Consider the following 25,544-nt stretch of genomic DNA (forward strand, 5'->3'; position numbering starts at 1 on the left):
ACTTCACATCCCTATTCCGATCCCCCGGGTGCGCCCGGAGCCGACTATGTCGGCAAGGCTCTGCCCGACGCTCTTCTTGAGAACGTCCGGCAGATTTAGTGCGGCCTTGCGGTTTCTGAGGATGCTCTCGACCTGGGGATCGCGCTCGAGACCTTTCGCCATGCCGATCATGCGATCGGCGACCTTGTTTGCCCTGTTGTCTTCATAGTTCCGGATGAGCTGGCGCCGCTGCCGATCAAGCACCTGCCAGCGTTCGACGAACCGGTCGGCGCGCATGGCCGGGCTCTTTGCCATCTCAGATTCCAGCTGCATCGCGCGGATGGCGTTCTGCGTTTTCCCGTTCGCGGACTGTTCGATCAGCTGCCGATCGGCCGCGAACGCCGATTCCAGATGGAGCGCGCCGTTCGGGATGCGCTCATTGAGAGCAGCACGGCTGCCAGTCAGTTCTGAGGCGTGCTCGGCTGCACGTGGCTCGCCGACCGACCGAAGAAACAGCAGGGTCCGCACGATCCTGCCGTGACGCGCGACCGCGGCGCCGAGCTTGGCGTCGAGCGGGTCGAGTTCAGGAGTCGGCGCCGCAATTTGCTTCACCGGCTTGGCCGCGGATTCGATCGCGGGCGCCGGCCGCATCGGCGCATTGCCGGCCCCATCCAGATCAATCGGCCGCGTCAATTTCACGCCGTGGAAAATGCTGCGCTTAGGCGTCGCGGTTGGCGCCGTTGGCGCTACCCGATAATCGCTCGCCATATCCTTGCCGCGTTCGCGTGACGCGACACGAACAAGCTTGTTCTGGCTCGCAAAATCGTCGCGGCCATAATATAGATCCATGCGCTCGCGGTGCCTGGACAGCGCGACGTAAGTCGAGTGGCTGTCTACCTCCGGCGTCGCGAGCACCTGCACCCGATCGACGGTCATCCCCTGCGCCTTGTGGATCGTCGCGGCATAGCCATGATCGACATGGGCATAGTCCTTCAGATCGAATGCAACGGCCCGCCCGTCGTCGAGCATCACCGCCATGCGGAACTGGTTGACGTTCTGTACCGTGCCCAGCGAGCCGTTCTTCACACCAAGCTCGCGCTCATTCTTCAGGAACATGACCCGGTCGCCGATCGCGAAGCGGCGCCCGCCCCGTTCGACGCGAAGCGCAATCTCATTCGCTAGCGCCCCGCTCGTCCGCAACCGCTCGCGCACCGCCTCGTTGAGCAGGCCGACTTCGTCGTTGGTGTGGGTAAGAATGATCCGGTTTGCCGCCGGATGCACCTGCCGATCACGCTCCCAAGCATCGACGAGCTCGGTGCGCGCCGCTTCGCGGGTGTCGGCGGCGTGGAGATGCCCCGCCTCGGCGTAACGCCCGATCGCCTCGCCGGTTTTCCCGGTGGCGAGCTCGCGCGTCGCCTCGCGCTGCCACTCCTCCTGCTGGCGGCGGATGTCCATGATCTCGACAGCGCCGTGGCGCTCGGCAGTCGCGCGGAACGCCGCGCCCGCTTCTATCGCCTGCAACTGCTGCGTATCGCCGACGAGGACGACCTTTGCACCCTGCCGTTCCGCCTCCGATATGACGCGTTCGAGCTGGCGCGTGCCGACCATTCCTGCCTCGTCGATAATGAGGACATGCTTGTCCGTCAGTCGATCGCGATCCTTAGCCCATTGAAGTTCGAGGCTGGCGAGCGTGCGCGACGCAATGCCTGAACCCTGTTCGAGACCCTCGGCGGCTATGCCTGATAGGGCGGCACCCTGCACCTGATAGCCCGCTACCCCCCACGCTTCTCGCGCGACGCCGAGCATCGCACTTTTGCCCGTCCCGGCGTAGCCAATGACATTGCTGATACCGCGCGCACTGGTGACATGCTCAAGTGCACCACGCTGCTCGGCCGATAGGTCGAGCCCACGCGCCGAAGCGTTCGCAACCGCTCGTTCGCGATGGCGCTCGGCAACACCATGGTTGCGGCGTGCGTCGAGCGTCGCGGTCGCGCGTTCGAGCCGCCGCTCGGTCTCGATCATCGACCGCGACGTGAACCGGTTTTCCCCCCGCCCATCCTTGCCGAGCGCGACAAGCTCGGGCGACGACTTCACCGCCGCCATCACCGCATCGAACTGCGCCTTGCCGTCGCTGTGCCGATGCGCGAACATGGCGAGGTCGCGCGTCGTGAACGTCGCCTGCCGGTGAATGATCGCGTCGAGCGCGATCGATGGGTCAGCGATGATTTTGTCGCCGTTCGAGCGGGCGATCTCGATATGCTCGCCGTATCGATCGGCCTCCAGCCCTTCGGCCACCATGCGCGAGGCAGCAGGGCCGATCTTGTGCTGCGGTTCAAGGTCAATGCCCTGCGTTTCCAGGGTGCGATGATCGACGCGTGCGTCGATATCATGCGTCGCCAGGCGTTCATTCACATGATTGGCCCAGGCCTCGCGCCAATGGGTCAAAAGCTCGGTGCGGTTCCAGTCGCGCACCTTCGCCCCAAAGCTTGCTTCGCCGTCATCGCCGATCCTGATCTCGCGCATCGTCAGCATGACGTGCGCGTGGGGTTTGGCGAGCCCGTCGGCGCCAATGTCCCAATGGACATTGAGGTCGGCGATCATGCCGCGCGCAATGAACTCACGGGCCACGAAGTCGCGGGCAAGCTCGATCCCCTGCCCCTCCGTCATCTCCCTGGGAATCGCGAACTCGATCTCGCGGGCAAGCTGCGCGTCCTTGCGAACTTCCGCGGCCTCCACATCGTTCCAGAGCTTTTCGCGATCCTGCCAGCGTTCGGGTGCTCCGTCGGGCAGCAGAACTTCGCTGTGGACGACGCCGGCCTTATTGGAGAAATCATGGCTGCGACCGAGGCGTTCGTCGTGCAGCCGATCGGCCGAACGATAGGCAGCCGCGGCGACCGCGCTGCTGCCAACCGCGCGCGAAATGACTTTTGCGGAGAAATGATAGATCGCCATAGCGGCAATCCATTTACAGCAAAACGAGCACGTCGGCACGACGTATAAGCGCGCCCTCGCACGATTTCATCGCGCTCGGGATCACAAAGTCGCAAGAGATTTCAGCGCCTTGCCGGGCTTTGAGACTCGGCATAGCTGGATCGTCCGATCCTCACAAACGGAAGGACAGACGATGCGCAAACCGAGAGATTTCGATGCCGAACTCCAGGCGCTCACCGACAAGGCCAAGGCGCTCAAAACCAGAAAGCAAAGCCAGCTTGGCGAGCTGGTAATCGCAACAGGCGCCGATGCGCTGTCGATCGAGCAACTCGCGGGCGCGCTGATCGAAGCCGCTGGATCGGACGCCGCGCGAAAGGAGGTGTGGCGCAAAAGCGGTGCGGCCTTCTTTCGCGGAGATGGCGCCCGCGCTCGCAAAGGCGCTGGCCGGAGCGCGGGCTGCGCTTCGGCGAGCGGTGCAGGCGCGCAACCGCCTTCAAGCGAAGCGGGCGCGGCATGACACGCGGGCGTGGCAGGTGAAGCGCCGCGAGCGCACGCGCCAGCTGATCGAGCTGGGTGGGCTCGTTGCCAAGGCCGATCTGATCGAGCTCACCGGCGACGATCGCGCGGTCATTCTCGGGCTGCTGGTCGAAGCCGCCGGCACGCTGCGCGGCGAACGACGCGAGGACCAATTGTTGCTCTGGCGGCGGCGGGGGCGGCGCGCCTTCGGTGTTGCCGATCCCGCCTAGGGCTCACACCGGATATTTACCTCGCCTCGCTACCGGGTTTCCATGGCGAGGCGCTGGAACAATCGCGGACGAAAGCACCGCCGCGTGTCGGGTGCGCATATCCTGCTCGGCGCCGGTTTGGCGGGCGCGCTTGTCGGCGTCGGCTCGATCGGCGCGACGTCCGTGGGGCGCGATCAACTTCTCGCGGTTGCAAGCGATGTCAGCGTGGCCGCGGGTCTTGCGCGCGAGCGCGCCCCGCAATCAGGCGACCATTGGCGCCGATGCGATGATGCCCGCGCTGCCGGAACGGCGCCGATCTACCGCGGCGAACCTGGCTACCGCGAAGGCCTCGATGCCGACAACGACGGCATCGCTTGCGAACCTTATCGCGGGCGATAGCCGACGGGCTATTTGGCCTTCGCTTTAGTCCGCGGCGCAGGCTTGCGGCCGCCACCACGGCCCTTGCTGCCGAGGCCGATTTCCTTGGCGAGTACGCGCCGGCGTTCCGAATAGTTCGGCGCGACCATCGGATAGTCCTTCGGCAGGTTCCATTTCGCGCGATAGTCTTCCGGCGTCATGCCATAGTGCGTCATCAAATGACGGCGCAGCATCTTGAGCTTTTTGCCGTCTTCGAGGCAGACGATATGGTCGGGTTTCACCGACGAGCGCACCGACACGGCGGGCTGCTGCGGTTCGGGTTCGGGCTCGGCCTTGGACCACAGACTGGCGAGCGCTTCGTGCACCGAGCGGATGACCAGCGGGATATCCGATATGGCAACGCTGTTGTTGCTGACGTGGGCCGCGACAATATCGGCGGTCAGCGTGACCAGCATTTCACTATCTTCCATGGGTGTCCTTTCCCTATCCCGCCGCGCGGGCGGTTTTTTCCAGTTCGGCGATGCGTTCGTTACAGATGGTTTCGACGATGACGGCGAGCTGCTCGACGCGCTCGCCAAGCCATGCGAGTTCCTCTTCGGTGATCTTGTAATGCTTCGAGTAGCGCGCCTTCACATAGGCATCCTTGAGCTTCTCGAAGCGCGCGCGATCTTTGCGATCTTCGCGGGGCCAAGCATCAATTAATCGCGGATCAATTCGTTCGGCCTGCGTACGCAAGAAGCCGAGATTGTGAACGTGGGGGGTGTAGAATCTGCATACCAACAAAACGCAGTGATAATATCTCTCCGCCGCCTGATGAAGCTGAAAGGCCGCATTGTTTAGCCAGCCTTCCGCCGAAGCGCTGCGATAATGATGGAGAAACTGCGCGCCGCTCGGAAACCACTCGTCAAAATACTCCCGCGCCATATCGAGCGCGGCGTGCGGCGTCATCGGCTTCGGCTCGGCAAGCTCGCTGTCATGGTCCTGATAAAGCGCGATGCCGTCGCGCGCGACGTCCATGAAGAAATAGCGCCCGTGACTGAGGCCCGCGTTCACCTCGTCGAGACTGTGGACGATGAAGTTGACCGGCGTGCGCAGCGTCTTGGTGACCCCAAATTCGCGGATCAGCCGGTCGTCGAGCTTCGCCCAATATTCGACGCGATCGGTAAGCCGCTTGTCGCTAACGATGATGAGCAGATCATAGTCCGACTGATAGCCCTTGGCGGTGTGCGGCTCGTCGACCCAGCCGCCGCGCGCATAGCTGCCGTAGAGGATGATCTTGGATATGCGGCCCTTCTTCTTCCATCCCTGGGTGGCGAACGCCAGCGCATCCTCGAACTCCTCGAAGATGATCTGCACGATGCGCTCAAGCTCGCGCTGCTTGTGCGGGGGAAGGTGATCGATGTCGCTGCGCATATCCGGTTCAACCTTAGAAAGCCGTTCGACCGAATGGCAAGCGCCATCCGGTCGAACCCAAATTAAAGCCACGGCCAGACAAGATGCGGGAACCGCGCATTGAGGCAGCGCGACCACATACGCAGCGCGCGGGCAAAGTCGGCGGTGACCTCATCGACGGTGATACCGTGCCGGGCTGCAAGTTTCTCATATGGCGCTTCGTCGAAGCGGACGCCCATGAAGATGTCGGCCTGCCGCGCACTCGTCTTGCCAAGCGCGATCCGGAGCCGCCGCTCGATGTCCGCACTGGTGAACCCGGCGCAGAGGTCCTGCCGTTCGACTTTCTCCTGTGTCATATCCTTTCTCCTTCCAACCGCGGCCCGGCCCGGAAGGGGCGCAGGGGGGCGGCAGGAAGGAGCCGACAGACCCGTGTCATCGGGCGGGCTGCATCCGCAGGATCGCAACGGAGTGGAGAACCCGCAACGCGGGTTGCGGCCCGACCGGGCGGGGCTAAGGCGCGTGACGCCCGCCTCCGCCCCCGCCGTGCCGAGGCAACAAGCGCCGCCGCGTAGCGGCGACCCCGTGCGCGCCAGCGGCGCCCCCGCCTTACCGAATCGGATGACGCCCCCGCCGGTCACGGCGCGGCAATTGGGGAGCGACCGTCTCAGACGGTCTCAACCACCAGGTGTGAGACTGAAAAGCGCATTACCAGCAAGTTTATTTAGCCTGCCCCGGAGGACGTTTAATCACGTTTGGCAACAACGAACAACAACAAGCAACAATAGCGCAGTCTGCGTCAGAAAGTGAGGAATCCCAACGGGTTGACGACAGACCAGGATAGACCATTCTTTCCATCGAGCCCTCATTTGACACCAGCCGATGAAGGGTAAGACCATGATCGACGACATCCGTTCCGACCGCTTTCTTCGCCTCCCCGCCGTCCTCAGCCGCACCGGCCTCAGCCGCGCTACACTCTACCGTAAGATCGCAGCCGGAACCTTCCCGCCGCAGCACAAGCTCGCAGAGCGCTGCTGCGGCTGGCGCGAGTCCGAAGTCGATGTCTGGCTCCGCAACCCGATGACCTTCACCGTCGCCGATCTCGAGCGCGAACTCGCCTGATCGAGTAACCCGCCTGATCGAAACAGACGAAGACCCCGCGCCCCAGATGCGGCGCGGGGTGGAAGCCCCGGCTCAGTTGTCGGGGTTCCAGATGATCGCATAGGCGTCGTCGCTGTCCTGGCCGGCAGCGCGTCCGAGGTTGGCGTAAATGCGCCGCGGCCCGAACTCGGGGGCTGCCAGGGTCAGCGACACAAAGGGCTTGCCCGATGCCTCGCCGATGCGGACCCAGCCGGCACCGATCTCGACGCCTTCGGAATAGACCCGGTAGTCGGGCTGAACGTCGCCGTTCTTCGAGGGATTGGTGCGGATCTCGATCGCCGCGCGGATCGAGAGGGTTTTCAGCTGGCCCACGAAGCCTTTGTCGATGGTGCCGTTCACAAAGCCGATAGCTGCCATTGGTCGTCTCCTTCACTGTGCCGCGGGACCATCCCTGCGGCATGGGCGGACCCAAGGCCCGGCGCATAAGGCGCCGCGCGAACCCACAAGGGCCGAAGCGCAAGCGGAGGAGTGCGGCGGCGCGATTATTTGAAGCGAAGCGGCCGCGAGGAGCGTGTGGCACACGCGAGGGGAAATAATCGCGCCGCCACACTTTCGGGGGGCGCCGCGCCGGGACAGGTCATCTCGCCCGTCGACGGGGATGGTCCTGCCGCACAGCGAGACGGTCCGTCTGCCACCGAGCTGAACGGCCAACCAAAAGATGGCAGAGATTGAAGCGAACAAGGACTGCCGCCGCGCAGCGACCAGTTGGACTAGCCGCTAACTGGACAAGCAAACCGCACCTGGCCCCGGACGGCGGGGCGGGCGGCCAGGAAAGGCGACGGGAGCGCGCCAAATGACCGGGCGCAGCCGAGAGGGCCGCAACGCAATGGAGGAGCCGGCCCCGAGCGCAGCGAAGACCGGCTTGCGCACCGGCCGAGCGGTCCCACAGCCATGCGCCGACTGCCACGCTGTCTCTGGCCGGCCCCAAAACAACGCCGCCGGGCGATCAGCGCGGTGTCATCATCGGAGAATAGACGCGCCCTTGTCGCAGCGGCCGGCGCCGCGGCGTGTACGGACCCGCGGCGGGCCGAGTGCGGCAACGCCACGCCCGGAGCAGCGCCGCGCGCTGCGTCCTGCCGCAAGGGCCGCACGCCCGCGGGGCCAAGAAGCGAGACAAGAGCGCTGCGCGGCCAACCGTGCAGGCGCGCGACCTCTGGCGGCGCTCGCCGCCGCCAGTGTGCGGTCATTTGAGGCCGCGCTCGATCTGGATTCCTCGGTGAATATGCCCGTTGTCGAAAAGTTCGAACTGCGCACAGTGATCGCGAACGGTTAATAGCGCGACACCGACCGCGAACCATGTTCAAATTGTTGGCGATACGAGCAGAATTATCGAAAGAGGATTGCTCGCGAGATGAATATGTACCGTTAGTACGCAAAGCAGATCGATACTGCCAATTTGGATCAAATAATTCTGACCGATTTCCGGGTTTTTCTATGATCGTCAGATTGACGTTCGTTTTCAAACCGATAGCTTCGACCAATATCTGCGAGCGGAGATAGTCCCGCTTGCCCGTGCAGGATGACGTATCGATGCGTTGTGCTTTGCTTTGCGTAGCGTTGGTGGGCGCAGCTTCCACGCTGAATGCCACAGAAACTATCACCTATACTTACGATGCTAAGGGTCGACTGGTGAAAGTGGTTCGGACCGGCACGGTGAACAACAATGTCACCGTCGATTACGAGCATGACAAGGCCGATAACCGCACCCGGCTGAAGACAACGAATTCGCCAAATCCGCCCCCTTGATCGCGTCCCTCGATCGCTTGTTTCGGGAAAAGGGGATTGGCAGTGGCGAAGATTAAAACGAGACGTCAAGGCGCATTAGAAGGCCGCGAACCTGATCAAGCGACATCCCCTTTTCGCAGAAGGCTCCTCTTCTACGCGTTGGTGAAGCTGGCGACTTTGGTGGCCCTTTTAACCGCGCCTGTGTTCGCGCAAGATTTTAGGCCCGCCAATCAGCCGGTGCTTAAGGCGGAAACCGACTTGAATGGCGTGGATATGATAGGAGGCGGTTACGTCACGGTGTCTCCATTCAGCTTTAACGCACCAGGTGCAGGACATCTCAACCTGCGAACGACCTTCAATGGTCGGCGGCTTACGACCTCCCTCAACATCTATATCGATGACCAAACCTATACCCGTTGGGATATCGGGGATCCGAATGAACGACACCTGCGGGTTCATTTAGGCGGGCTGGACCGACTGTTTACCTGCTACACTAGCGGCCCCTGCACGCCGGTGGCCGAGACCGACGGATCTTCGCTCACGCGAACTGGCACTTACACCTATGTGTTCCGCGACCGCGAGGGCGCAACCTTCACCTTCTTTAGCATGATCCAACAGCCGCTTCCGCCTTGCTACGATGTCGAGTCCGGTTGTAACAATGCGGGCTATGCCGGATATGCCTATGTCTCGACAATCGTCTATGCTTCGGGCGAGAAGCTGACCTACCAGCCGTTTGCGACAATCACGGGAAGCAGCGGCAATTATACCGTCACCGATACGATCACGAGCAATCTTGGCTACAAGGTGACGTTCGCGCGTACGCAAGCGACGTCGCCCATAACGAGCATAGCCGGATTGAATTGGCTTACCTATCGGCCCGGCGGGCAGGTCAATGCTGCGATCACATTGTTCAACGGAACGACGAGCATCGGCTCGTTAAATTCAAGTCTCGTTTACACAAACCCCTATTCGGATGCGGTTGTCACGCAGCAGGATGCCCTTTCCCGCATCTATCGGCTTAATCTTCATGCTGATCCTGCACTTATGTGCGGTCCGACGCTCGACTCGACGCAACTCTTGCCAAAAACCGTCACTACACCTGGTGGAGTCGTCACGAATATAAGCTATCACAATCTCGCGACGTCTAATCCAGGCTTTAACAATATCCCGGTCCAGTCCGTCATTCGTGGCGGCCAAACTTGGCAATATGATAAGCGCGTGTCGGGCAGAACGGCCACGAAACCGACAGGTAGCACCTATGCGGTCAATACTTATTGGATCGATTCGGGGTATGATTATGGAGAATCTCTCAATTGCGGCCAGTCCGGAGTGTCGCAGAAGATAACCCAGGCGACCGACGGATTGAGCCGACAAACCGCTTACGAGTACGATCCGTACAATTATAATCAGCCGAAAAAGGTTACGCCCCCGGAGTCCAACAATCTGTCGTACGAGCATGATTCTCGTGGCAACTTGACTAAGGTGACCCAGGTCGCCAAGCCCGGCTCAGGCCTCGCCAATCTTGTCATCTATCAGGCGGGTTATGATACAACCTGCGCGAACCCAGTGAAATGCAACAAGCCGAACTGGACCAGGGACGCGAACGGACATCAGTCTGACTTCACCTATGACGCAACGCATGGCGAAATCCTGACCGCGACGCTCCCCGCCCAACCGAGCGGCGTGAGGCCTCAGATGCGCTACACCTACGCCTCGCACAATACGGGCGATGGCCTGATCTACAGGCTTTCCCAAACTTCGATGTGCATTACATTGAGCAGTTGCGCAGGAACCTCTGACGAATTGCTGACGAGCACGAGTTATTGGAACAACACCTTCCTTCCCGCGGCAATTTTGCAGGGTCTTGGAAGCGGTGGGACGACAGTTTCTACGCAATACAGCTATGACCTCGCCGGGAGGCAGACCCAGGTCACTGATCCGCGCGGAAATGTCAGCGTCGTCATTTATGACGCCGCTGGCCGAAAGATCGGAGAAATTTCATCCGATCCCGATGGCAGCGGACCTCTGCCTCGGTTGGCAAAACGCATTACTTTGAATGGTGACGATCAACCAACGCGTGTTGAAGAGGGATCGGTCGCTGGAACGTCCGCCGGCGACCTCGCGGCCATTGCTGTCGACCGGCACGTAGATACGGTTTACGATACGTCAGGTCGTAAGGTAAGCGAAAAACGCGTCGCCGGCGGGATCACCTACACCGTGACACAGTTCAGCTACAAAGCGGATGACAAGCTCGAATGCACGGCGCAGCGGATGAACCCGGCGGTTTACGGCAGCCTGCCGGCGAGCGCCTGCACGCTGGGGACGGAAGGGAGCTTCGGTCCCGACCGGATCACGAAGAATGTCTATGATGCGGCGGGGCAGCTACTCAAGGTCCAGAGGGCCTATGGCACGCCGCTGCAGGAAGATTACGCGACCTACACCTATAGTCCAAACGGCAAGCGGACGAGCCTGACCGACGCGCGCGGTTACAAGGCGTCGATGACCTATGACGGCCATGACCGGCAGGTGATGTGGAACTTCCCGTCGCCGACCACCCCTGGCGTGGTGTCGACGACTGATTATGAAGAATATGGCTATGATGCGAACGGCAATCGCACGAGCCTGAGGAAGCGTGACGGCAGCGTCATCACCTATCAATATGATGCGCTGAACCGCAACACCGTGAAGATCGTTCCCGAGCGCAGCGGCCTCGCGGCGACGCACACGCGCGACGTCCATTATGGCTACGACCTTCGCGGGCTTCAGCTCTATGCGCGGTTCGACAGCAGTGCATCGGCATCGGACGGGGTGACGACATCCTACGACGGCTTTGGGCGCATGACCTCGTCGGCGCTCAAGATGGACGGGATCACGCGAACGCTGGGCTATGCGCACGACAAAAACGGGAACCGCACCAGGGTAACATATCCTGACCTGGTGTTCTTTGACACCTCCTACGACGGACTTGATCGCGAGAAGGACCTCGTCGAATATGATCTTACGGTCCTGCGGACGACCAGCTACGGCAATCGTGGGCGTATTAGCTCGGACACTTTGTACTCCACGCCGCTGACGCAATATGGTTATGATCCTGTGGGGCGCCTCAATGCGCTGTCGCATGATGCGACGGGCGCCGCGCAGGACGTGGCGTTCACCTATGGCTATAACCCCGCGTCGCAGATCGCGCAGCAGACCCGCGACAACGACACCTACGCCTGGACCGGCCACTTCAACGTCGATCGCAACTACGCGGCGAACGGGCTCAACCAATATACCGCGGCGGGCCCGGCGGCGTTCGCCTATGACGCAAACGGCAACCTGACGTCGGACGGATCGACGACTTACGTCTATGACATCGAAAACCGGCTGGTGAGCGCGAGCGGTGCGACGAATGCGACGATGCGCTATGATCCGCTGGGGCGGCTTTACGAGACGGTCGGCGGCGGAAACACCACGCGGTTCCTGTATGATGGCGACGAAGTGGTCGCTGAATATGATAGCGCGGGCAACCTGCTGCGCCGCTATGTGCACGGCCGGGGGGTAGACGATCCGGTCGTATGGTATGAAAGCGGTCAAGGGTGGCCGAACGCAGTTCGCCGCCTGCTGCGCGATCACCAGGGAAGCGTCATCGGCGTCCTTGATGGCCATGGCAATGCAATCGCGATCAACGCCTATGACGAATATGGCATCCCCAAAGCGGGTAACCTCGGGCGGTTCCAGTACACCGGCCAGGCCTGGATCCCCGAGCTCGGCATGTTCCACTACAAGGCCCGCATCTACTCGCCGACGCTCGGACGGTTCCTTCAGACCGACCCCATCGGGTATGACGATCAGGTCAACCTCTATGCCTACGTCGGGAACGATCCCGTGAATAAGGTGGATCCGACCGGTGAACAGAAAGACGAAATCGTCGTAACCGGTCAACGGACAGTGATCGTTCCGCTCATTTTCCCCAACATTCCACCGCCACCAACGATGAGACCGCCAACATTACCTGACATTCGATTTAGTCCCTCCACGCCGTTAAGAAACCTGAGGCGCAACGCGTGTGCTGCTCTAGGAGTACTCTGTAGTGAGGCAGATGAGGCGGATGCGGCCTGGGACGAAATAACAGACGGCGCAGAAAAAGACGAAGATGGGCAGCTTGTGAAACCAGGGGGAGAGAGCGCGCGCGATGAGGATTTTAATAAGGCGCGACGCAATGCTCCTGTCAAAACCTCTCAGGACGGAGAGGTGAAGGTTGCCATTATGCCCGATGGTCGGCGGTTGGTGGCGCGACCATCGACGGTAGATGGACGTCCAACATTACAGCGCCAGACTCCTAAAGGAAACACTGGAACGAAAATACGATATGATTAGAGGCTTATATGGTTTTTATCGAAATATATGAAAATGAAGAAGAATCTCTTATCGAGATGGAGTTTCCTTCTATGATTAGAGTTGGAGAGCAAATTTCTATCCTCGAAGAAGACTACTACAAATACTATATCGTAAAGAAAATTTGGTATAGAATAGAGAAGGATATAGGAAAATGCGTGGCTTGTGCCGAGGTTGTTATTGTTGATTGATGAGGCATCGATATACTTTAGGCTGTGCACCCAAAAAGCTGGCGGCTTGAGCTTCGCTCTGCGAAGCTCTGGTTATGAACGACAAGGTGAAGCAAGGTCTGGCGGGTATGCCGGTCAACGAGCGGCTATCGCTAGTTTGGATCATTGATCGGTGGGACGAAGCGGTCCGCCAGCGAGATCGTAAGATGATGATGGCCCTGTTGGAGCAGGTCGAGGTTTCCGATCCGCATCTTATAGTTGATGCCGTGCTTACCGTCCCTAAAAATTATGGCTTTTGACGCGGCAAGACTTCCCCTTCCGGCGATTGCCTGATTCAGGGGCCGCGTGAGACAATATGATACCGACTTCGAATGGCGCGTGATTGAACCGCTGCTATTCAACAAGCCGAGAGGTGTTCCGCGCGTCCATGACCGCCGAGTGCTGAACGGTATCTTCTGAGTGCTGCGCTCCGGCGCGCACCACCTGCTACAACCGCTATGTGCGATGGCGCAAGGCGGACGTCTGGGACGCCATTGCCGCCGCTCACAACGGTGAGCGTCTTAAACCAGATATTCATGGGACAGCCTTTACTAGGGGCGCTATTGCCCGAAGCGAGGGGAAGAGAAAGCGGAATACTGTCATCCAGATGATCGACAGCACTTCGGCTCGCGCGCGCCAGGAGGCCGCGACTGCAATAAGGGGGATCTAGATCATAACATGATCGAGCGCTTCTTTTCCAAGCTCAAACACTTCCGCAGGGTGGCTACCCGCTAAGACAAGCTCGCCTAGAACTCCCTCACCATGGTCCAGCTCGCCTCAATGCATCTGTGGCTCAGCGTTTACGGGTCTCCGCCACCCTCAGCGGCGAACGCGGCGGAGCACGCGAGAAAGCCCGACGGAGACCGCACCAAGACCCACGAGCTCCGGCAGGACCGCAACGAAGTGAAAAAGCTGGGGCAGATCCCAGCGAAGACCGACTTGCGCACGGACGGTGCGCAATTGTCAGCTGCATTGGCGGCAATGGTGTATGCCCCGAGCATGCTTGTCATCGGATCTGTCTGATAAAAATCGAACTCCACACTGGCGATCGATAACGAACAGTGTCGACGGTCTGCACATCACCCGCGCCCAGTTCTTGCGAACCTTCGCCGAATGACAGCGCCGCCGGCCTCCAACTCACCAAGCCGTCCGGACCAATAGTTCATCATTCGGACGCGCTCGTCCCAATGTTCGCCGCGGACATAGGCGCGGCGGACATCATTGCCCTCAACATGACCGAGTTGTCGCTCGATGGCATCGGGATGCCACTGACCGCACTCATTGAGAAGGGTCGCGGCCATGGCGCGGAAGCCGTGCGCGGTCATTTCATCCTGCCCATATCCAAGTCTACTGAGCGCAGCGTTAAGCGTGTTGTCGGACATGGCGCGGTCGGCGGAGCGTACGCTTGGGAACAAGAGACGGCCGTCGCCTGTAATGGCCTCGAGCTCCTCGAACAGCGAAATGGCCTGATCACTCAAAGGCACCTTGTGGGGCCTCCGCATCTTGGTTCGTTCGCCGGGAATGCTCCAGACCCCGATCTCGAAATCGAATTCAGACCACTCAGCCAGGCGCAACTCGCCGGGACGCGTGAACAGGTGAGCGGAGAGCTGGAGCGCGATACGAACGATGGCGCTCCCCTCATATCCGGCTATGGCGCGGAGCAGCCCCCCCACCGCCTTGGGTTCGGTGATTGCAGCTCGATGCTTGACCCTTGGAACGATGAGCGCGCCCCGAAGATCTGCGGCGGGATCGCGGTCGGCCCGCCCGCTCGCGATAGCGTAGCGAAACAGCGAGCTCAGTGTGCCGCGCAATCGGTTGGCCGTTTCATAGCGACCGCTAGCTTCAACTTTTTGCAGTACTTTCAGCAGGTCGGGCGCACTGATCTCTGACATTAGCCGCCGCCCAAGATCGGGCCTGACATGATCAAGCAGCCACTCGTTCTTACCGACCGTCGACGTGCTCCGCCCCTTGATGCGCAGACGCTCTATATATTCGTCGGCCACGCGGTCGAGGCTGCCCTGCTGCCGGACCTGCAGCGCGACGGCGCTGCGACGCCTAGCTGCACAGGGATCTTCACCTTGCGCGACGAGCTTTCGAGCCTCCTCGCGCTTGTCGCGGGCAACGGCGAGACCGACATCGGGAAATACGCCAAGGGAGATGGTCTTCGCCTTGCCGGCGAACCGATAGTTGAGACGCCAGTAGCGCCGGCCGTTCGGCATGACGAGGAGGTAGAGACCGCGCTCGTCCCATAGCTTATATTGTTGGGCTTTAGGGCGGGCCTGAGCGACTGCGGCGGCGCTGAGCATATTGGGGTATCTCCATTCGCTCTATTGGATAGTTACCCCAAAAGTGTGCGAAAAGAGGCTGGGATGCAAAGCGACGCCGCGAGACGAAGCTGGCCATCAAGTGTTTGAAATTATTGAATATCAGTGATTTTCAGAGACATTTTGAAACGCCCTGAAAAGGCCAATGGTGCCTGGGGACGGGATCGAACCGCCGACACTGCGATTTTCAGTCGCATGCTCTACCAACTGAGCTACCCAGGCGAAGCGCTTGCGGCCGGGCGGCCGCGCTGGCGAGCGGCGGCTATAGGCAGGGCTTTGCGTCCTGTCCAGCACCTTTATTGGTGAATTATCCTTCGTCGAAACGGTCGTCGTCGGCGGTGCCGGCGGGCACTTGAACGGCGGGCACGCGGTAATCCTCGCCGAACCAATTGAGCAGGTCGCGGTCGCGGCAACCGCGGCTGCAAAAGGGCTTGAACGCGGCGTCGCGCGGCTTGCCGCACAGCGGACATCGCGGGCTTTTACTGAGCATGGCCTGCTCCCTGGGCAGCGGCGTCGGCGATCAGCCGGACCGGGCGGCCGCTGCGTTCCTGCAACATTTGGGTCCAGTGCGGACGCGCCATAATATGGTCGATCACGGCCTGCCGCGCGGTCAGCGTCAAAACGCCTGCCCCGACCGCGCGTTCCGCCTGCCGCAGCAGCAGCAGCGCGTCGGTCTGCACCGGAGCGAACCGCACTTGTTCGATCAGCGAGGGCCGCTCGCGGCGCCGGACGATCTGCATGAAGCCGAATCCGTTGACCGCCGTGCGCTCGAACGGCAGCGGCAGCGCGGCATCGATCTCAGCATCGATCGCCAGCCGCTCGGCGCGGCCGGGCAGCGAGGGAAAGTCGATCCCGATCGACCCGCCAATGTCGCAGCGGCGGACGACCGCTGCGGCTTCGACAGCGCCCGCCTGCGCCAGCGCCAGCGGATCGCCCTCGCCGTCGATGTCGATCAGCACCATCGCAGGGGTAGCATCGACCCACAGCGCCCCGCCCGCAAAGGCCCAGTGCCCCCGGCGCACGCAATCGACAACCTCGCTCCATCCCGCCTCTTCGAGCCGGTCGGTACCGGTAGGATGCAGCGTCGTGACGGGCACGCCGCTCGCCGCAATGCGCGCGCGAAGGTCGGGGCCGTCGGCAATCACCGCGCCGGGATCGGCCATGCGCGCACGTGCGGGCTTGTCGCGCCCGCGTTCGCTGAGCGCCATGCGCGCGATCTGGACAACGACTCGCGCACCGGTCGATGTCGCGGGCGGCAGGCCGGTCAGCGTCGCAAGCGGTTCACCGGGCCAGTCGAGCGCGACCAGCGCGCCCTTGCCGCCGCGTCCGGCTTCGATCAGCTTCGCGCCGACGATCGCGCCGACGCGCGGCCCTTCGCCCTCGCGCTCGATCCGCGCCTCGACGATCCGGCCGTCTTCGACCAGTGCGGCGCGCGCTTCGCCGATCCCCGCTTCATAAAGCCACTCAGCCAAGCGGGATTCCCGCGCTGGTCAGCAGGCTGCGCGTTTCGAAGAGCGGCAGGCCGACGACGTTCGAATGGCTGCCCGACAGGAAGCGCACAAAAGCTTCGGCGCGGCCCTGGATCGCATAGCCGCCCGCCTTGCCCATCCCTTCTCCGCTTGCAACATAGGCGTCGATCTCGGCGGCGGAGAGCGCCTTGAAGGCGACGATCGTATCGACGACGCGCACGCGCGGACGATCGTCGGCGCCAATGACGCACACACCGGACCAGACATGGTGCCGCCGCCCCGACAGCAACCCCAGCATTCGCCTGAGATCGCCCTCGTCGGCCGGTTTTTCCAGGATGCGGCGCCCGACGGCTACCGTCGTGTCGCCCGCCAGCACCACTTCGTCCAGCGCCCGCGCGACCGCAAGCGCCTTGCCGCGCGCGAGCCGGGCGACATAGTCGCGCGGCAGCTCGCCCTTCAGAGGCGTTTCGTCGATTTCGGGGGCCGCGACGCGCGTCGGCGTAACGCCAATGCGCGCCAGAAGCTCAAGACGCCGCGGCGAGGTGGAAGCGAGAACCAGCATCACGCGGGTCGCGCCCGCGTCGGTCAGGACGGCCCTGGGCCGCCGCGACCCGGCATGAAGCGATAGGTGATCCGGCCCTTGGTCAGGTCATAAGGCGTGAGTTCGACGAGCACTTCGTCGCCAACGAGAACGCGGATGCGGTTCTTGCGCATCTTGCCGGCCGTGTGACCCAGAATCTCGTGGTCATTTTCCAGTCGGACGCGAAACATCGCGTTGGGCAGCAGTTCGACCACTTGGCCGCGCATTTCCAGAAGTTCTTCTTTCGCCATCGATCCTCTATGGGCTCAAAATATCAGGATGGGCGCCCATAACCGCAATCGCCGCCAATTGAAAGCAATCTGTCACACGCCCGTTCGGGCGGCATCAAAGACCGCGGACGCGGTTTTTGTTCACGCGGAGACGCGGAGGCGCGAAGACGTTGGTCGGGAACGACAGGTCCCTTTCTCTATCTACGGTACGCCCCGTCGCAACGTGGAAGAGAGGAATCGCTTTCGCGGTCGTCGCAATCGCTCCGCGCCTCCGCGTCTCCGCGTGAACTAGACTATCAGGAAAAAAGTTTGAGCTTGCGCGCGATCCGCCAGCCAAGGCTCCGCACCCGCGCATGATCGGGCCAGCGCGGCGGCATGGCGGCATCGACGCCGAACCGGCGCAGCGCGGCGTTGGCGGCGTGCGCCTCGGCCTCGCGATAACTCCACTCGCTGCGCCAGGTGATCGACAGCGAGATCGACGGCGCATCGCCATTGGCGACGAAATGCGGGGCCATCACCGGCATCAGCACGGCGTCGCCGGGACCGAGCGGCACCTGCTGTTCGCCGCCGCGATAGCGCTCGTCCCACGGCAGGTTGCGGTGGCCGCCGGTATGATAGCGTTCATGTTCGATGCGGTGCGCAAAGCGCTCGTCGCCCGCGGGCCAGACATTCATCACCTTCGTGCCGCGCAGCTGGAGCAGGATATTATGCTCGGGGTCGAAGTGGAACGGCGTAATCGACCCCGGCGACGAGATGAAGATAAAGCCCTGCGGCGTCAGCATCGCCCCCGTGCGCGGCACGACGACCGATTCCAGCTCGCCGAGCAGATCCATCAGCAGCGCGCGATAGTCGGGCATCGTCTCGATATTCTTGAGCACCGCCCAGCTGCCATTGGTATCGATCGTGCGGATCGTCTCGCCGATCGACAGGCCGTTCGCCGGAATATCCTCCGGCCGGATGCCGACGGGCAGGTCGCCGGGATTATATTCGACCGCGCTCGCGGGCAGCGTCTCGCCAAGCTGCGCCAGCGCCTCGATCGACAGCAGCGGATGGTCGGGCAGATGATGATGAAGCAGCCCAGCCTGCGTGGGATACATCTCGGCCACGCGCGCCAGCGTTTCCGCAGGAAAGACGGGGCGAGAGATGGTCTGATGCACGGTCATGTCGGGCTTTCTTCGTCGATTTGCGGGTTCGGGTCACGCTTCCAGCGCCGCCACGCCCGCTCCGCGCGCGTCAGCCACGCGAAGCGCCACCGGTCGGCTGCGCCCGACAGCGGAACATTGACCCAGACGAGCGCGCGGCGTTCGCGCCAGACGCTGTCGATCATCGGGTGGCCGGGCGCCGCGCAGCTGTCGACCCACATAATGCGCGGGTCGTCCAGCAGATCGAGATTCGCCTGTTGCAGCAACACGCCCGGCGAAAAGCGCGCATAATCCTCGTCAAACGCGGTTTTGAACGAAAAGCCGCCCGGCGGGCACAGGAAGTTGACGAGCATCGCGAGCGGCCGTCCGTTCAAATCGAGCGCGCGCATGTCGAGGCGCCCCGCCGCAGCAGCGGCGGGCACGATGGCGCGGAACCAGGCCTCGGTATCGCTGTGGCTCGCGAGCGCCGACGCTGCGCGCCCTTTCCAGCCGCGCGCCTCCAGATCGAGAAAAGCATCAATCCACGGCCCCGGTGCTTCGTCCGCCTGCCAGCGGCGAAATTGCACCGCCCCCTCTTCGGCGAGCCGATTCGCCTGTCGCCGAAGTTCCTTGCGTTTCTTCGCGCGCACCGCGGCGTCCCAATAGGCGGCGGGCGACAGGTCGCTTTCGAGCAGCGCGCGCTCCTCGCGATGGACGACTTCCGCCGCGCCGCCGCGCTGGCGCGCGACTTCGGCGAGCGCGCGGTGAAGCGGTCCTTCCTCGGTCAATCGCGGGACATGCAACAGCGTCCGTGCCCACGGCGCGGCATCGCACCAGCCGAGCAGAATCGACCAGAAAAGGGTTTCGAACCCGGCGCGCACCAAAGGGGCGCCGTGGAAATGATTGGGGTGCGTCCATCCCGTCGCATGACGCAGCGGCAGGCGGCCGTACCGCGCCGCGGGTGCGAGCGGCATAACGCCGATCAGCGGTCCGTCGGCGGCATCCTGCACAACGATCAGCCGCGCGTGCCGTTCGGGATCGAGCAAATGGAGCGCCGATTGCAGGCACCAGCGTTCGGCAAAGGGATTGGGCTCACTCGCCTCGCCCGCCAGCCCGTCCCACGCCGCCGCCAGCCCCGCCGACAGTGCGAGCGGATCGACGACGCGCACCGTTAGCGGCGCGGCGTGGATGCTGCTGACCGGAAAGGCAGGATGGACCGTCATCGGCAAGAGTTTGGCAGCAAAGCGTTAAAATGGGGTGGCGATTCGATGGAGGGGATCGTCGGTTTTCGACCGGAAGCGGACATAAAATCCTCCCTGTGGCCGAAGGCCATGGGGAGGGGGACCGCGCCCGAAGGGCGTGGTGGAGGGGCCGCGACGGTAGCGCCAAAGCCCCTCCGTCAGCGCTTCGCGCTGCCACCTCCCCATCGCTGCGCGACAGGGAGGATTATCATCATCGTCATCCCGGACTTGATCCGGGATCCATAGCAGCGCCGAAGTCATGGATCCCGGATCGAGTCCGGGATGACGAAACTGGACAATGATTGTCCGCTCCCCACTCAAACCGCACATCCGCCGCGCAAAAAAAACGCTGTCCTACATGACCCGGCTGTGCCAGCCTTCATCCCGGCTCTTTCAATATGTGAACGAAAGCGATCGCCGATCCGTCAGCGGGCGTGTGCAGAATAGGGACGCGCATATCCGACAAGCCCGGCAAAGCGGCCAGCGCACAAGGCTGACCTTTACTGACCTTTGAAAGAACGCTCATATAGCGCCCAGTGGGTGATGAAGGACCCGGCTATGGTAAGCATTTCGCACGAAAGCATCGAAGAAACCGAACGGCGCCTGAAACAAGTGATTCAGAGCGCGAAGCTGGTGGTATATGATCAGGAATATGCTTTCGCCGAATTTGCACTTTCTGAATTTCCCAACGCCATAAATGCTGAGGCTCTTGCATTGGTGCGCGACGACAATGTGTGGAGCCAGCTCCTGCCCTGCACAGATCCCGACGAGGAACGCTTCGCGCTTTTTCGATTTCACTTCCCGGCGGGTGCGGACAACAGCGGTTTTGTCGGATGGCTTGCCGGCCACCTGAAGCGCCGGTTCGGGACCGGCGTTTTCGTCATCTGCGGGCAGAACAGAAACGACGGCGGCATATTCGACTATTGGGGCGTTCCCTCAACGGTCGCGCACGAGGCAATATCCGAAGTCAGAAATCTCGTTCGGGGCTAAGGCTTGGACCCGATAAGCGGGCTTTTTCAGACGAGGACTTTTCTGATTCAGGCGCGGAATGAGACCAAGCGACGCGACCGCTGCCGAACTGTAAGCAGGCGCAGCCGGGCGAGCGCGGCGGATTAAATTCCGAACAACTTTGCCAGCGATTTTTCCAGCATGAAAAATTGCCAGATCAACCGCCCGTGATCGCGGCGACCCGACTGGTGCGCAGCGACGATGCGTTCGATCTCGGCCATGTCGAACCACCCTGCGCGCGCGAGCGTCGAAGAGGTCGCGAGCGCCTTCGCTTGCGGTGCCAGCGCGCCGCGGAACCACGCCGATACCGGCGTCACAAACCCCATCTTGGGTCGATAGAGGATGTCGTTCGGCAGATAGCGTTCCATCGCCTGCTTCAAAATCGCCTTGCCGGTCCCGCCCTTGACGCGCATCGCCGCGGGCAGGCTCGCGGCGAATTCGACGAGCCGGTAATCGAGCAAAGGCTCGCGCGCCTCAAGGCTGACGGCCATGCTCATCCGATCGGTCTTGGTCAGAATGTCGCCAGGCAGCCAAATCCGTAGGTCGGCATATTGCGCACGGTCGAGCGGTTCGCGCGCGGGCGCCTCGGCCATCGCTTTCCAGTATCGCGCCTCGGCGACATGATCGCCCAGCCCGTGAAGCGCGGAGTCGTTGAACAGCCGCGCGCGCTGCGTCGGCCCCGTCACGCCGACCGCCTCGGCATAACCTTCTGCGCCGCTCTTCGACAGGCTGGCGAGCGTCGCACGCGCGCGCAGCGGCCGCGGCGCCCAGTCCATCTGCGGCCAGACCTTCGCCAACGGCCCAAGCACGCCCCGGCGCAGAAAAGCGGGGATCAGCCCGCGCAGCCGCTCCTCCTGATGCTGAAAGACCAGGCGGCGATACCCCGCGAACGCCTCGTCGGCGCCGTCGCCCGACAGCGCGACCGTCACCGCTTCGCGCGCCAGTTCGCACACGCGGTACGTCGGCAGCGCGCTCGCGTCGGCAAAAGGTTCGTCGAACATGTCGGCGATCGTGTCGATCAACGCGAAATCGCCCGCCGCGACGGTGCGCGTGCGGTGATCGGTGGCAAAGCGCTCGGCGATTTGCTGCGCATAGGCCGTTTCGTCGAGCGCGGCCTGGTCGAAGCCGATGGTGCAGGTCTTGACCGCCTTCGCGCTCGCTTCGGCCATCAGCGCGACGACCGCGCTCGAATCGACCCCGCCCGACAGAAAGGCGCCGAGCGGAACGTCGGCGACCATCCGGTCGCGCACCGCAGCGCGCATCAGGTGGATCAGATGTTCGGCCGCCTCGCCTTCGCTCGCCTTGATCCGCCGCGAAAAATCGGGCGACCACCAGCAGGTCGGCGCGGGCACGGCCTTGCCGCGTTCGAGCATCAGATAATGGCCGGCGGGTAGCTTCTCGACCCCCGCGACGATGCAATTGTCGTCGGGGACATAACCGAGCGCGAAGAAATCCTCGACCGCGGTAAAATTGGCTTCCTGCCGCAGCAGCGGGTGGCGCAGCAGCCCTTTCAGTTCCGACGCGAACGCCACCGACCCGTCGGACAGCCGCGCATAGTGCAGCGGCTTAACCCCCAGCCGGTCGCGCGCGAGGAACAGGCAGCCGCGCACATGGTCGTGAATCGCAAAGGCGAACATGCCGTTCAGCCGCGACAGGCACTCGGGCCCCCATTGCCGCCAGGCCGAGATGATGACCTCGGTATCGCCGCTGGTGCGAAAGCGGTGCCCGCGATCCTCAAGCTCGGCGCGCAATTCGCGGAAATTATAGATTTCGCCATTATAGGTGAGCGTCACCGCCTCATCGTCGCTCGCCATCGGTTGCGGGCTGCCCGCAATGTCGATAATCGAAAGGCGGAGATGCCCCAGCCCAACGCCCGGCGCGGTCCATTCACCCGACCCATCGGGGCCGCGATGCTGCATCGGCTGGAGCATCGCGCGCAGCCGCGCAGGATCGACCGGCTTCGCGGTCTCAAGATGATAGATGCCCGCGATGCCGCACATAAGCGGTCCCTAGCGGCTTTTGAGCGCGCGGTCAGCCATCGCTTTGGCTCCGCCCGACGCGGAAACGAAGGCGCTGATCGCATCGCGCCCGCCCTGTCCCTCCTCGCTCGTCACGATCAGCGCCATCGCGCGGGGGTCGCCGCCGGTCAGCCGCGCCTTCAGTTCGGCGAGTTTCGCCGTCCGCGAACTGCCCGTCACCGCGCCGCCGACGACATACCAGGTCGCGGCGTCGCGCAGCACCGGGCCGGGGTGCAGCAACCGTTCGGTCTTGCCGCCATCGACGGCGGGCAGCGCCGCACTCCACGCCCATTTGCTGTCGGGGTCGACCGCCCCCTGCCCGAAGGCGACGACTTCGCGCCCCTCTGCCTGACGTTCATATCCGCCGACTGCAACGGTCACGACCTGTCCGCCCGCGTTCGCAAAGTGGCGCAGCAGCCGCTGATCGGCACCGTCGAAGCGTGGCACCCAGGGCCTGCCCGCCACGCGGGCGTCGCGCCAGCCCGGCGGCGCCTCGACCGTCAAGGTCGGCGGCAACGGCGCGCTGCGCCCGGCAACGAGCAGGCCCCATGCAGCGAACAGCAGCGGCAGCGCAAATGCGAGCGGAAGCACTGCGCGCCCAGCCCCGGCAAAACGGTTCGGCCCGTCCAGCCCGAGCATATCGACCGCAACGTCGTTCGCGGGCCGGTCGAACCAGCGCCGCGCGACGAGCATCACGATCAGGATGACGACGCCGAAAAAGATCCAGCCATAGAATATATGGTCGATCCCGCCCGCCGCCTCGATCCCCCAGATCTCGGCCGCGAGCATCGTCCCATAGGCGCGCAGCGCATTGGCAAGGATCGTGCTGGCAAGCGCCGCGGCGACGAACAGGATCCGCCGCGTCCAGCTTTTGAAACACAGATGTGCCGCAAACACCGCATAGGCGAGCATCGCGATCAGGAAATTGACCCCCGAACATTCCTCGGCCACCTCGAAGAACCCCGCACGCGTGGTGATGAACACGCCCTGCATCTCGGCGGCGAGGCCCGACAGGCGAAGCAGCGCGACGCTGATGTGCGCGGTAAAGGTCTGGAGCAGCGGCACGAGTTCCTCGCCGAACGGCACGAGCAACAGCGCATAGGCGAGCGGAAAGAGCAGCCCGCGCACGAGCTTTTCGCCGAGCGCGCCCCCCACCGCGCCTTGCAGCATCAGCACCAGGCCCAGCTGGCGGAACAGCGCGACCCCCGCGGCCTCGCCGACGATCCAGACGAACCCCGCCCCCGCCATCCAGACAAGCGGGGGCCACCAAAATGCGGGAGTCAGCGGGCGCAGCAGCGCGATGCGCTGCGAGACCAGCCAGCCGATCATCGGCACCATCAGCAGGCAATGGGTAAAGGTCGAGCTGTTCCACCAGATGCCGGCCATGTCGGCGGCGTCGCGCCAGAACAAAGCCAGGATCGCCGCCGACAGCAGCGCCAGCGCGGCCAGATGGCGCTGCCACAAGGTCATGCGGAGAGCCCCAGCAGTTCGCCGAGCGGCGCCATGCGCGCATCCCAGCCATAGCGCGCGATCATCCGCGCGCGCGCCGCCTGTCCCATGCGCTCCCCTGCAGCGCGATCGTCGAAAAGCGCCCCTGCTGCCTCCGCCATCGCTTCGGTTCCCTCGGCGACGAGCAAATGTTCGTCCGGCACCGCGTCGATCCCCGTCGCGGCCGCGGCGCTTGCGACTATGGGCCGCGCCATCGCCATCGCCTCGAGCAGCTTGTTCTGCACCCCGCGCGCGAGCAGCAGCGGCGCTACCACCGCGTCGGCGGCGGCGAGCCATGGCCGGACGTCGGGCACTTCGCCGGTCACGGTGACGCCCGGCAGCTTGGCCAGCGCGCGCACCTCGTCGGTCGGCGCCCGCCCGACGATCGCGAAACGCGCCGCCGCGTTCCGCCGCCGGATCAGCGGCAGGATGTCGGCAGCAAACCAGCGCACCGCGTCGATATTGGGGCGATAGTCCATCTGCCCGGTGAACACCGCAAGCGGCCCCTCGCCATCATCAACCGGGTCGAAGGTCAGCGCCGGGTCGAAGCGATCGGCATCAATCCCGTTCTCAACCGCCAGCACCTTGTCGCGTCCCAGCCCGCTCCGCTGCCGGAACAGCGCTGCCTCGGCCTCGCTGACGAACAGGCTGGCGGTGGCGCGCCGCGCGACCTCTGCCTCGTAGGCACCGAGCATTCGCGCCTCGCGCTTGTGCACCCAATGCAGCGGCTGGCGTTTGTCCTGTTCGGCATAGGTCGCGAATTTGGCCGAATCGACGTCGACGAAATCCATCAGCACCGGCCCGTCGAACCGGGCGGGCAGATATTGCGCCATCTGCCCCGAAAAGGCGACAATATGGCTGATGCGGCCCTGCCCGATCAGCGCGTCGACATGGCCCGCCAGCGCCTTGCTCCGAAACAGATGGTTCGAGACCGGCTCGCCGCGCAGCACTGCCTCTGCCAGCGCGCGCGGCCGCGACACCTTGCGCACTTCGATCATCAGGCTTTTGCAAAACGGGGCCATTTTAGCGCGGGCGCTTTCGACATCGGCATCATTGTCCGCCAGCGCCGCGACATGCACCGGCGCCAGCTTCGCCAGCGCCTCGAACATATGCCAGCTGCGGATACGGTCGCCGCGGTCGGGCGGCCACGGCGCGCGGTGAACGAGGAACAGGATTTCGGGCATTACCCGC

At 63.1% G+C, this 25,544-nt stretch carries 23 protein-coding genes, 1 tRNA gene and 1 pseudogene; 9 read left to right on the forward strand and 16 right to left on the reverse strand.

The features are described from left to right. Nucleotides 1-3: 3 nt before the first annotated feature. Nucleotides 4-2,931 (reverse strand): Ti-type conjugative transfer relaxase TraA, encoded by a 2,928-nt coding sequence (gene traA / locus VSX77_RS01960; protein WP_338425997.1) that lies wholly within the window; start codon nt 2,929-2,931, stop codon nt 4-6. 172 nt (nt 2,932-3,103) lie between these two features. Between traA and VSX77_RS01965 the strand changes: the two genes are divergently transcribed. Genes VSX77_RS01965 through VSX77_RS01975 form a run of 3 tightly spaced genes read left to right on the forward strand, consistent with a single transcriptional unit; the run spans nt 3,104 to nt 4,034 of the window. Next, on the forward strand, nt 3,104-3,427 hold the full coding sequence (locus VSX77_RS01965) for a conjugal transfer protein TraD (RefSeq protein ID WP_338425998.1): 324 nt from the start codon (nt 3,104-3,106) through the stop codon (nt 3,425-3,427). Between the two features lie 16 nt (nt 3,428-3,443). Further along, nucleotides 3,444-3,656, forward strand: a complete 213-nt coding sequence (locus tag VSX77_RS01970) for a conjugal transfer protein TraD (RefSeq protein ID WP_338425999.1) — start codon at nt 3,444-3,446, stop codon at nt 3,654-3,656. A 42-nt stretch (nt 3,657-3,698) separates the two neighbouring features. Then, nucleotides 3,699-4,034, forward strand: coding sequence for an excalibur calcium-binding domain-containing protein (locus tag VSX77_RS01975; RefSeq protein WP_338426000.1), 336 nt, complete (start codon nt 3,699-3,701; stop codon nt 4,032-4,034). 8 nt (nt 4,035-4,042) lie between these two features. Here VSX77_RS01975 and VSX77_RS01980 read toward each other — a convergent pair whose 3' ends face one another. The 3 genes from VSX77_RS01980 to VSX77_RS01990 form a co-directional block, all read right to left on the reverse strand. Beyond that, a complete protein-coding gene (locus VSX77_RS01980) occupies nt 4,043-4,483 on the reverse strand; it encodes a MucR family transcriptional regulator (protein WP_338426001.1) in 441 nt (146 codons plus the stop codon). Nucleotides 4,484-4,496: 13 nt separating this feature from the next. Next, nucleotides 4,497-5,426 carry a HEPN domain-containing protein gene (locus VSX77_RS01985; protein WP_338426002.1) on the reverse strand — a complete coding sequence of 310 codons (930 nt, stop codon included), beginning with the start codon at nt 5,424-5,426 and terminating at the stop codon, nt 4,497-4,499. Between the two features lie 62 nt (nt 5,427-5,488). Next, on the reverse strand, nt 5,489-5,761 hold the full coding sequence (locus VSX77_RS01990; RefSeq protein ID WP_338426003.1) for an iron dicitrate transport regulator FecR: 273 nt from the start codon (nt 5,759-5,761) through the stop codon (nt 5,489-5,491). A 538-nt stretch (nt 5,762-6,299) separates the two neighbouring features. Between VSX77_RS01990 and VSX77_RS01995 the strand changes: the two genes are divergently transcribed. After that, nucleotides 6,300-6,524, forward strand: coding sequence for a helix-turn-helix transcriptional regulator (locus VSX77_RS01995; protein ID WP_338426004.1), 225 nt, complete (start codon nt 6,300-6,302; stop codon nt 6,522-6,524). Nucleotides 6,525-6,596: 72 nt separating this feature from the next. Here VSX77_RS01995 and VSX77_RS02000 read toward each other — a convergent pair whose 3' ends face one another. Then, nucleotides 6,597-6,920, reverse strand: coding sequence for a DUF736 domain-containing protein (locus tag VSX77_RS02000; RefSeq protein WP_338426005.1), 324 nt, complete (start codon nt 6,918-6,920; stop codon nt 6,597-6,599). A 1,431-nt stretch (nt 6,921-8,351) separates the two neighbouring features. Here VSX77_RS02000 and VSX77_RS02010 point away from each other — a divergent pair. The 4 genes and pseudogenes from VSX77_RS02010 to VSX77_RS16420 form a co-directional block, all read left to right on the forward strand. Further along, nucleotides 8,352-12,647, forward strand: coding sequence for an RHS repeat domain-containing protein (locus VSX77_RS02010; RefSeq protein ID WP_338426006.1), 4,296 nt, complete (start codon nt 8,352-8,354; stop codon nt 12,645-12,647). An 8-nt stretch (nt 12,648-12,655) separates the two neighbouring features. Then, on the forward strand, nt 12,656-12,856 hold the full coding sequence (locus VSX77_RS02015; RefSeq protein ID WP_338426007.1) for a hypothetical protein: 201 nt from the start codon (nt 12,656-12,658) through the stop codon (nt 12,854-12,856). Between the two features lie 74 nt (nt 12,857-12,930). Beyond that, nucleotides 12,931-13,134, forward strand: coding sequence for a hypothetical protein (locus VSX77_RS02020; protein WP_338426008.1), 204 nt, complete (start codon nt 12,931-12,933; stop codon nt 13,132-13,134). Nucleotides 13,135-13,180: 46 nt separating this feature from the next. After that, nucleotides 13,181-13,690 (forward strand): annotated as a pseudogene (locus tag VSX77_RS16420) (transposase); the annotation flags it as partial. 263 nt (nt 13,691-13,953) lie between these two features. On the opposite strand, the gene VSX77_RS02030 reads toward VSX77_RS16420, so the two are convergent. From VSX77_RS02030 to VSX77_RS02065, 8 genes are all read right to left on the reverse strand, one after another. Further along, nucleotides 13,954-15,180 (reverse strand): tyrosine-type recombinase/integrase, encoded by a 1,227-nt coding sequence (locus VSX77_RS02030; RefSeq protein WP_338426009.1) that lies wholly within the window; start codon nt 15,178-15,180, stop codon nt 13,954-13,956. Nucleotides 15,181-15,344: 164 nt separating this feature from the next. After that, nucleotides 15,345-15,420, reverse strand: a tRNA-Phe gene (locus VSX77_RS02035). 85 nt (nt 15,421-15,505) lie between these two features. Beyond that, a complete protein-coding gene (locus VSX77_RS02040) occupies nt 15,506-15,688 on the reverse strand; it encodes a DNA gyrase inhibitor YacG (RefSeq protein WP_338426010.1) in 183 nt (60 codons plus the stop codon). Next, on the reverse strand, nt 15,678-16,670 hold the full coding sequence (locus VSX77_RS02045; protein WP_338426011.1) for a ribonuclease: 993 nt from the start codon (nt 16,668-16,670) through the stop codon (nt 15,678-15,680). Before VSX77_RS02045 ends, VSX77_RS02040 begins: the two co-directional genes overlap by 11 nt. Beyond that, nucleotides 16,663-17,232: a Maf family protein gene (locus VSX77_RS02050; protein WP_338426012.1), complete on the reverse strand. Its 570-nt coding sequence runs from the start codon at nt 17,230-17,232 to the stop codon at nt 16,663-16,665. Before VSX77_RS02050 ends, VSX77_RS02045 begins: the two co-directional genes overlap by 8 nt. A 20-nt stretch (nt 17,233-17,252) precedes the next feature. Further along, a complete protein-coding gene (gene infA / locus VSX77_RS02055) occupies nt 17,253-17,498 on the reverse strand; it encodes a translation initiation factor IF-1 (RefSeq protein ID WP_022685627.1) in 246 nt (81 codons plus the stop codon). 275 nt (nt 17,499-17,773) lie between these two features. Then, complete coding sequence (locus VSX77_RS02060) at nt 17,774-18,640, reverse strand: transcriptional regulator (RefSeq protein WP_338426013.1); 867 nt, start codon at nt 18,638-18,640, stop codon at nt 17,774-17,776. Beyond that, complete coding sequence (locus VSX77_RS02065) at nt 18,637-19,821, reverse strand: GNAT family N-acetyltransferase (protein WP_338426014.1); 1,185 nt, start codon at nt 19,819-19,821, stop codon at nt 18,637-18,639. Before VSX77_RS02065 ends, VSX77_RS02060 begins: the two co-directional genes overlap by 4 nt. Nucleotides 19,822-20,397: 576 nt before the next feature. Between VSX77_RS02065 and VSX77_RS02070 the strand changes: the two genes are divergently transcribed. Beyond that, the gene (locus tag VSX77_RS02070; protein WP_338426015.1) at nt 20,398-20,829 is read left to right on the forward strand and encodes a DUF6196 family protein; all 432 of its coding nucleotides are present in this window, start codon (nt 20,398-20,400) and stop codon (nt 20,827-20,829) included. Between the two features lie 122 nt (nt 20,830-20,951). Here the strand turns inward: VSX77_RS02070 and VSX77_RS02075 are convergent, their stop codons facing one another. From VSX77_RS02075 to VSX77_RS02085, 3 genes are read right to left on the reverse strand one after another with little or no spacing between them, the layout of a single operon-like run. Next, nucleotides 20,952-22,847: an XrtA/PEP-CTERM system amidotransferase gene (locus tag VSX77_RS02075; protein WP_338426016.1), complete on the reverse strand. Its 1,896-nt coding sequence runs from the start codon at nt 22,845-22,847 to the stop codon at nt 20,952-20,954. A gap of 9 nt (nt 22,848-22,856) precedes the next feature. After that, nucleotides 22,857-24,335 (reverse strand): exosortase A, encoded by a 1,479-nt coding sequence (gene xrtA / locus VSX77_RS02080; protein ID WP_338426017.1) that lies wholly within the window; start codon nt 24,333-24,335, stop codon nt 22,857-22,859. Beyond that, nucleotides 24,332-25,537: a TIGR03087 family PEP-CTERM/XrtA system glycosyltransferase gene (locus VSX77_RS02085; protein ID WP_338426018.1), complete on the reverse strand. Its 1,206-nt coding sequence runs from the start codon at nt 25,535-25,537 to the stop codon at nt 24,332-24,334. Before VSX77_RS02085 ends, xrtA begins: the two co-directional genes overlap by 4 nt. Nucleotides 25,538-25,544: the final 7 nt, after the last annotated feature.

The organism is Sphingopyxis sp. TUF1, from assembly GCF_036687315.1.
Taxonomy (GTDB): Bacteria; Pseudomonadota; Alphaproteobacteria; order Sphingomonadales; family Sphingomonadaceae; genus Sphingopyxis; species Sphingopyxis kveilinensis.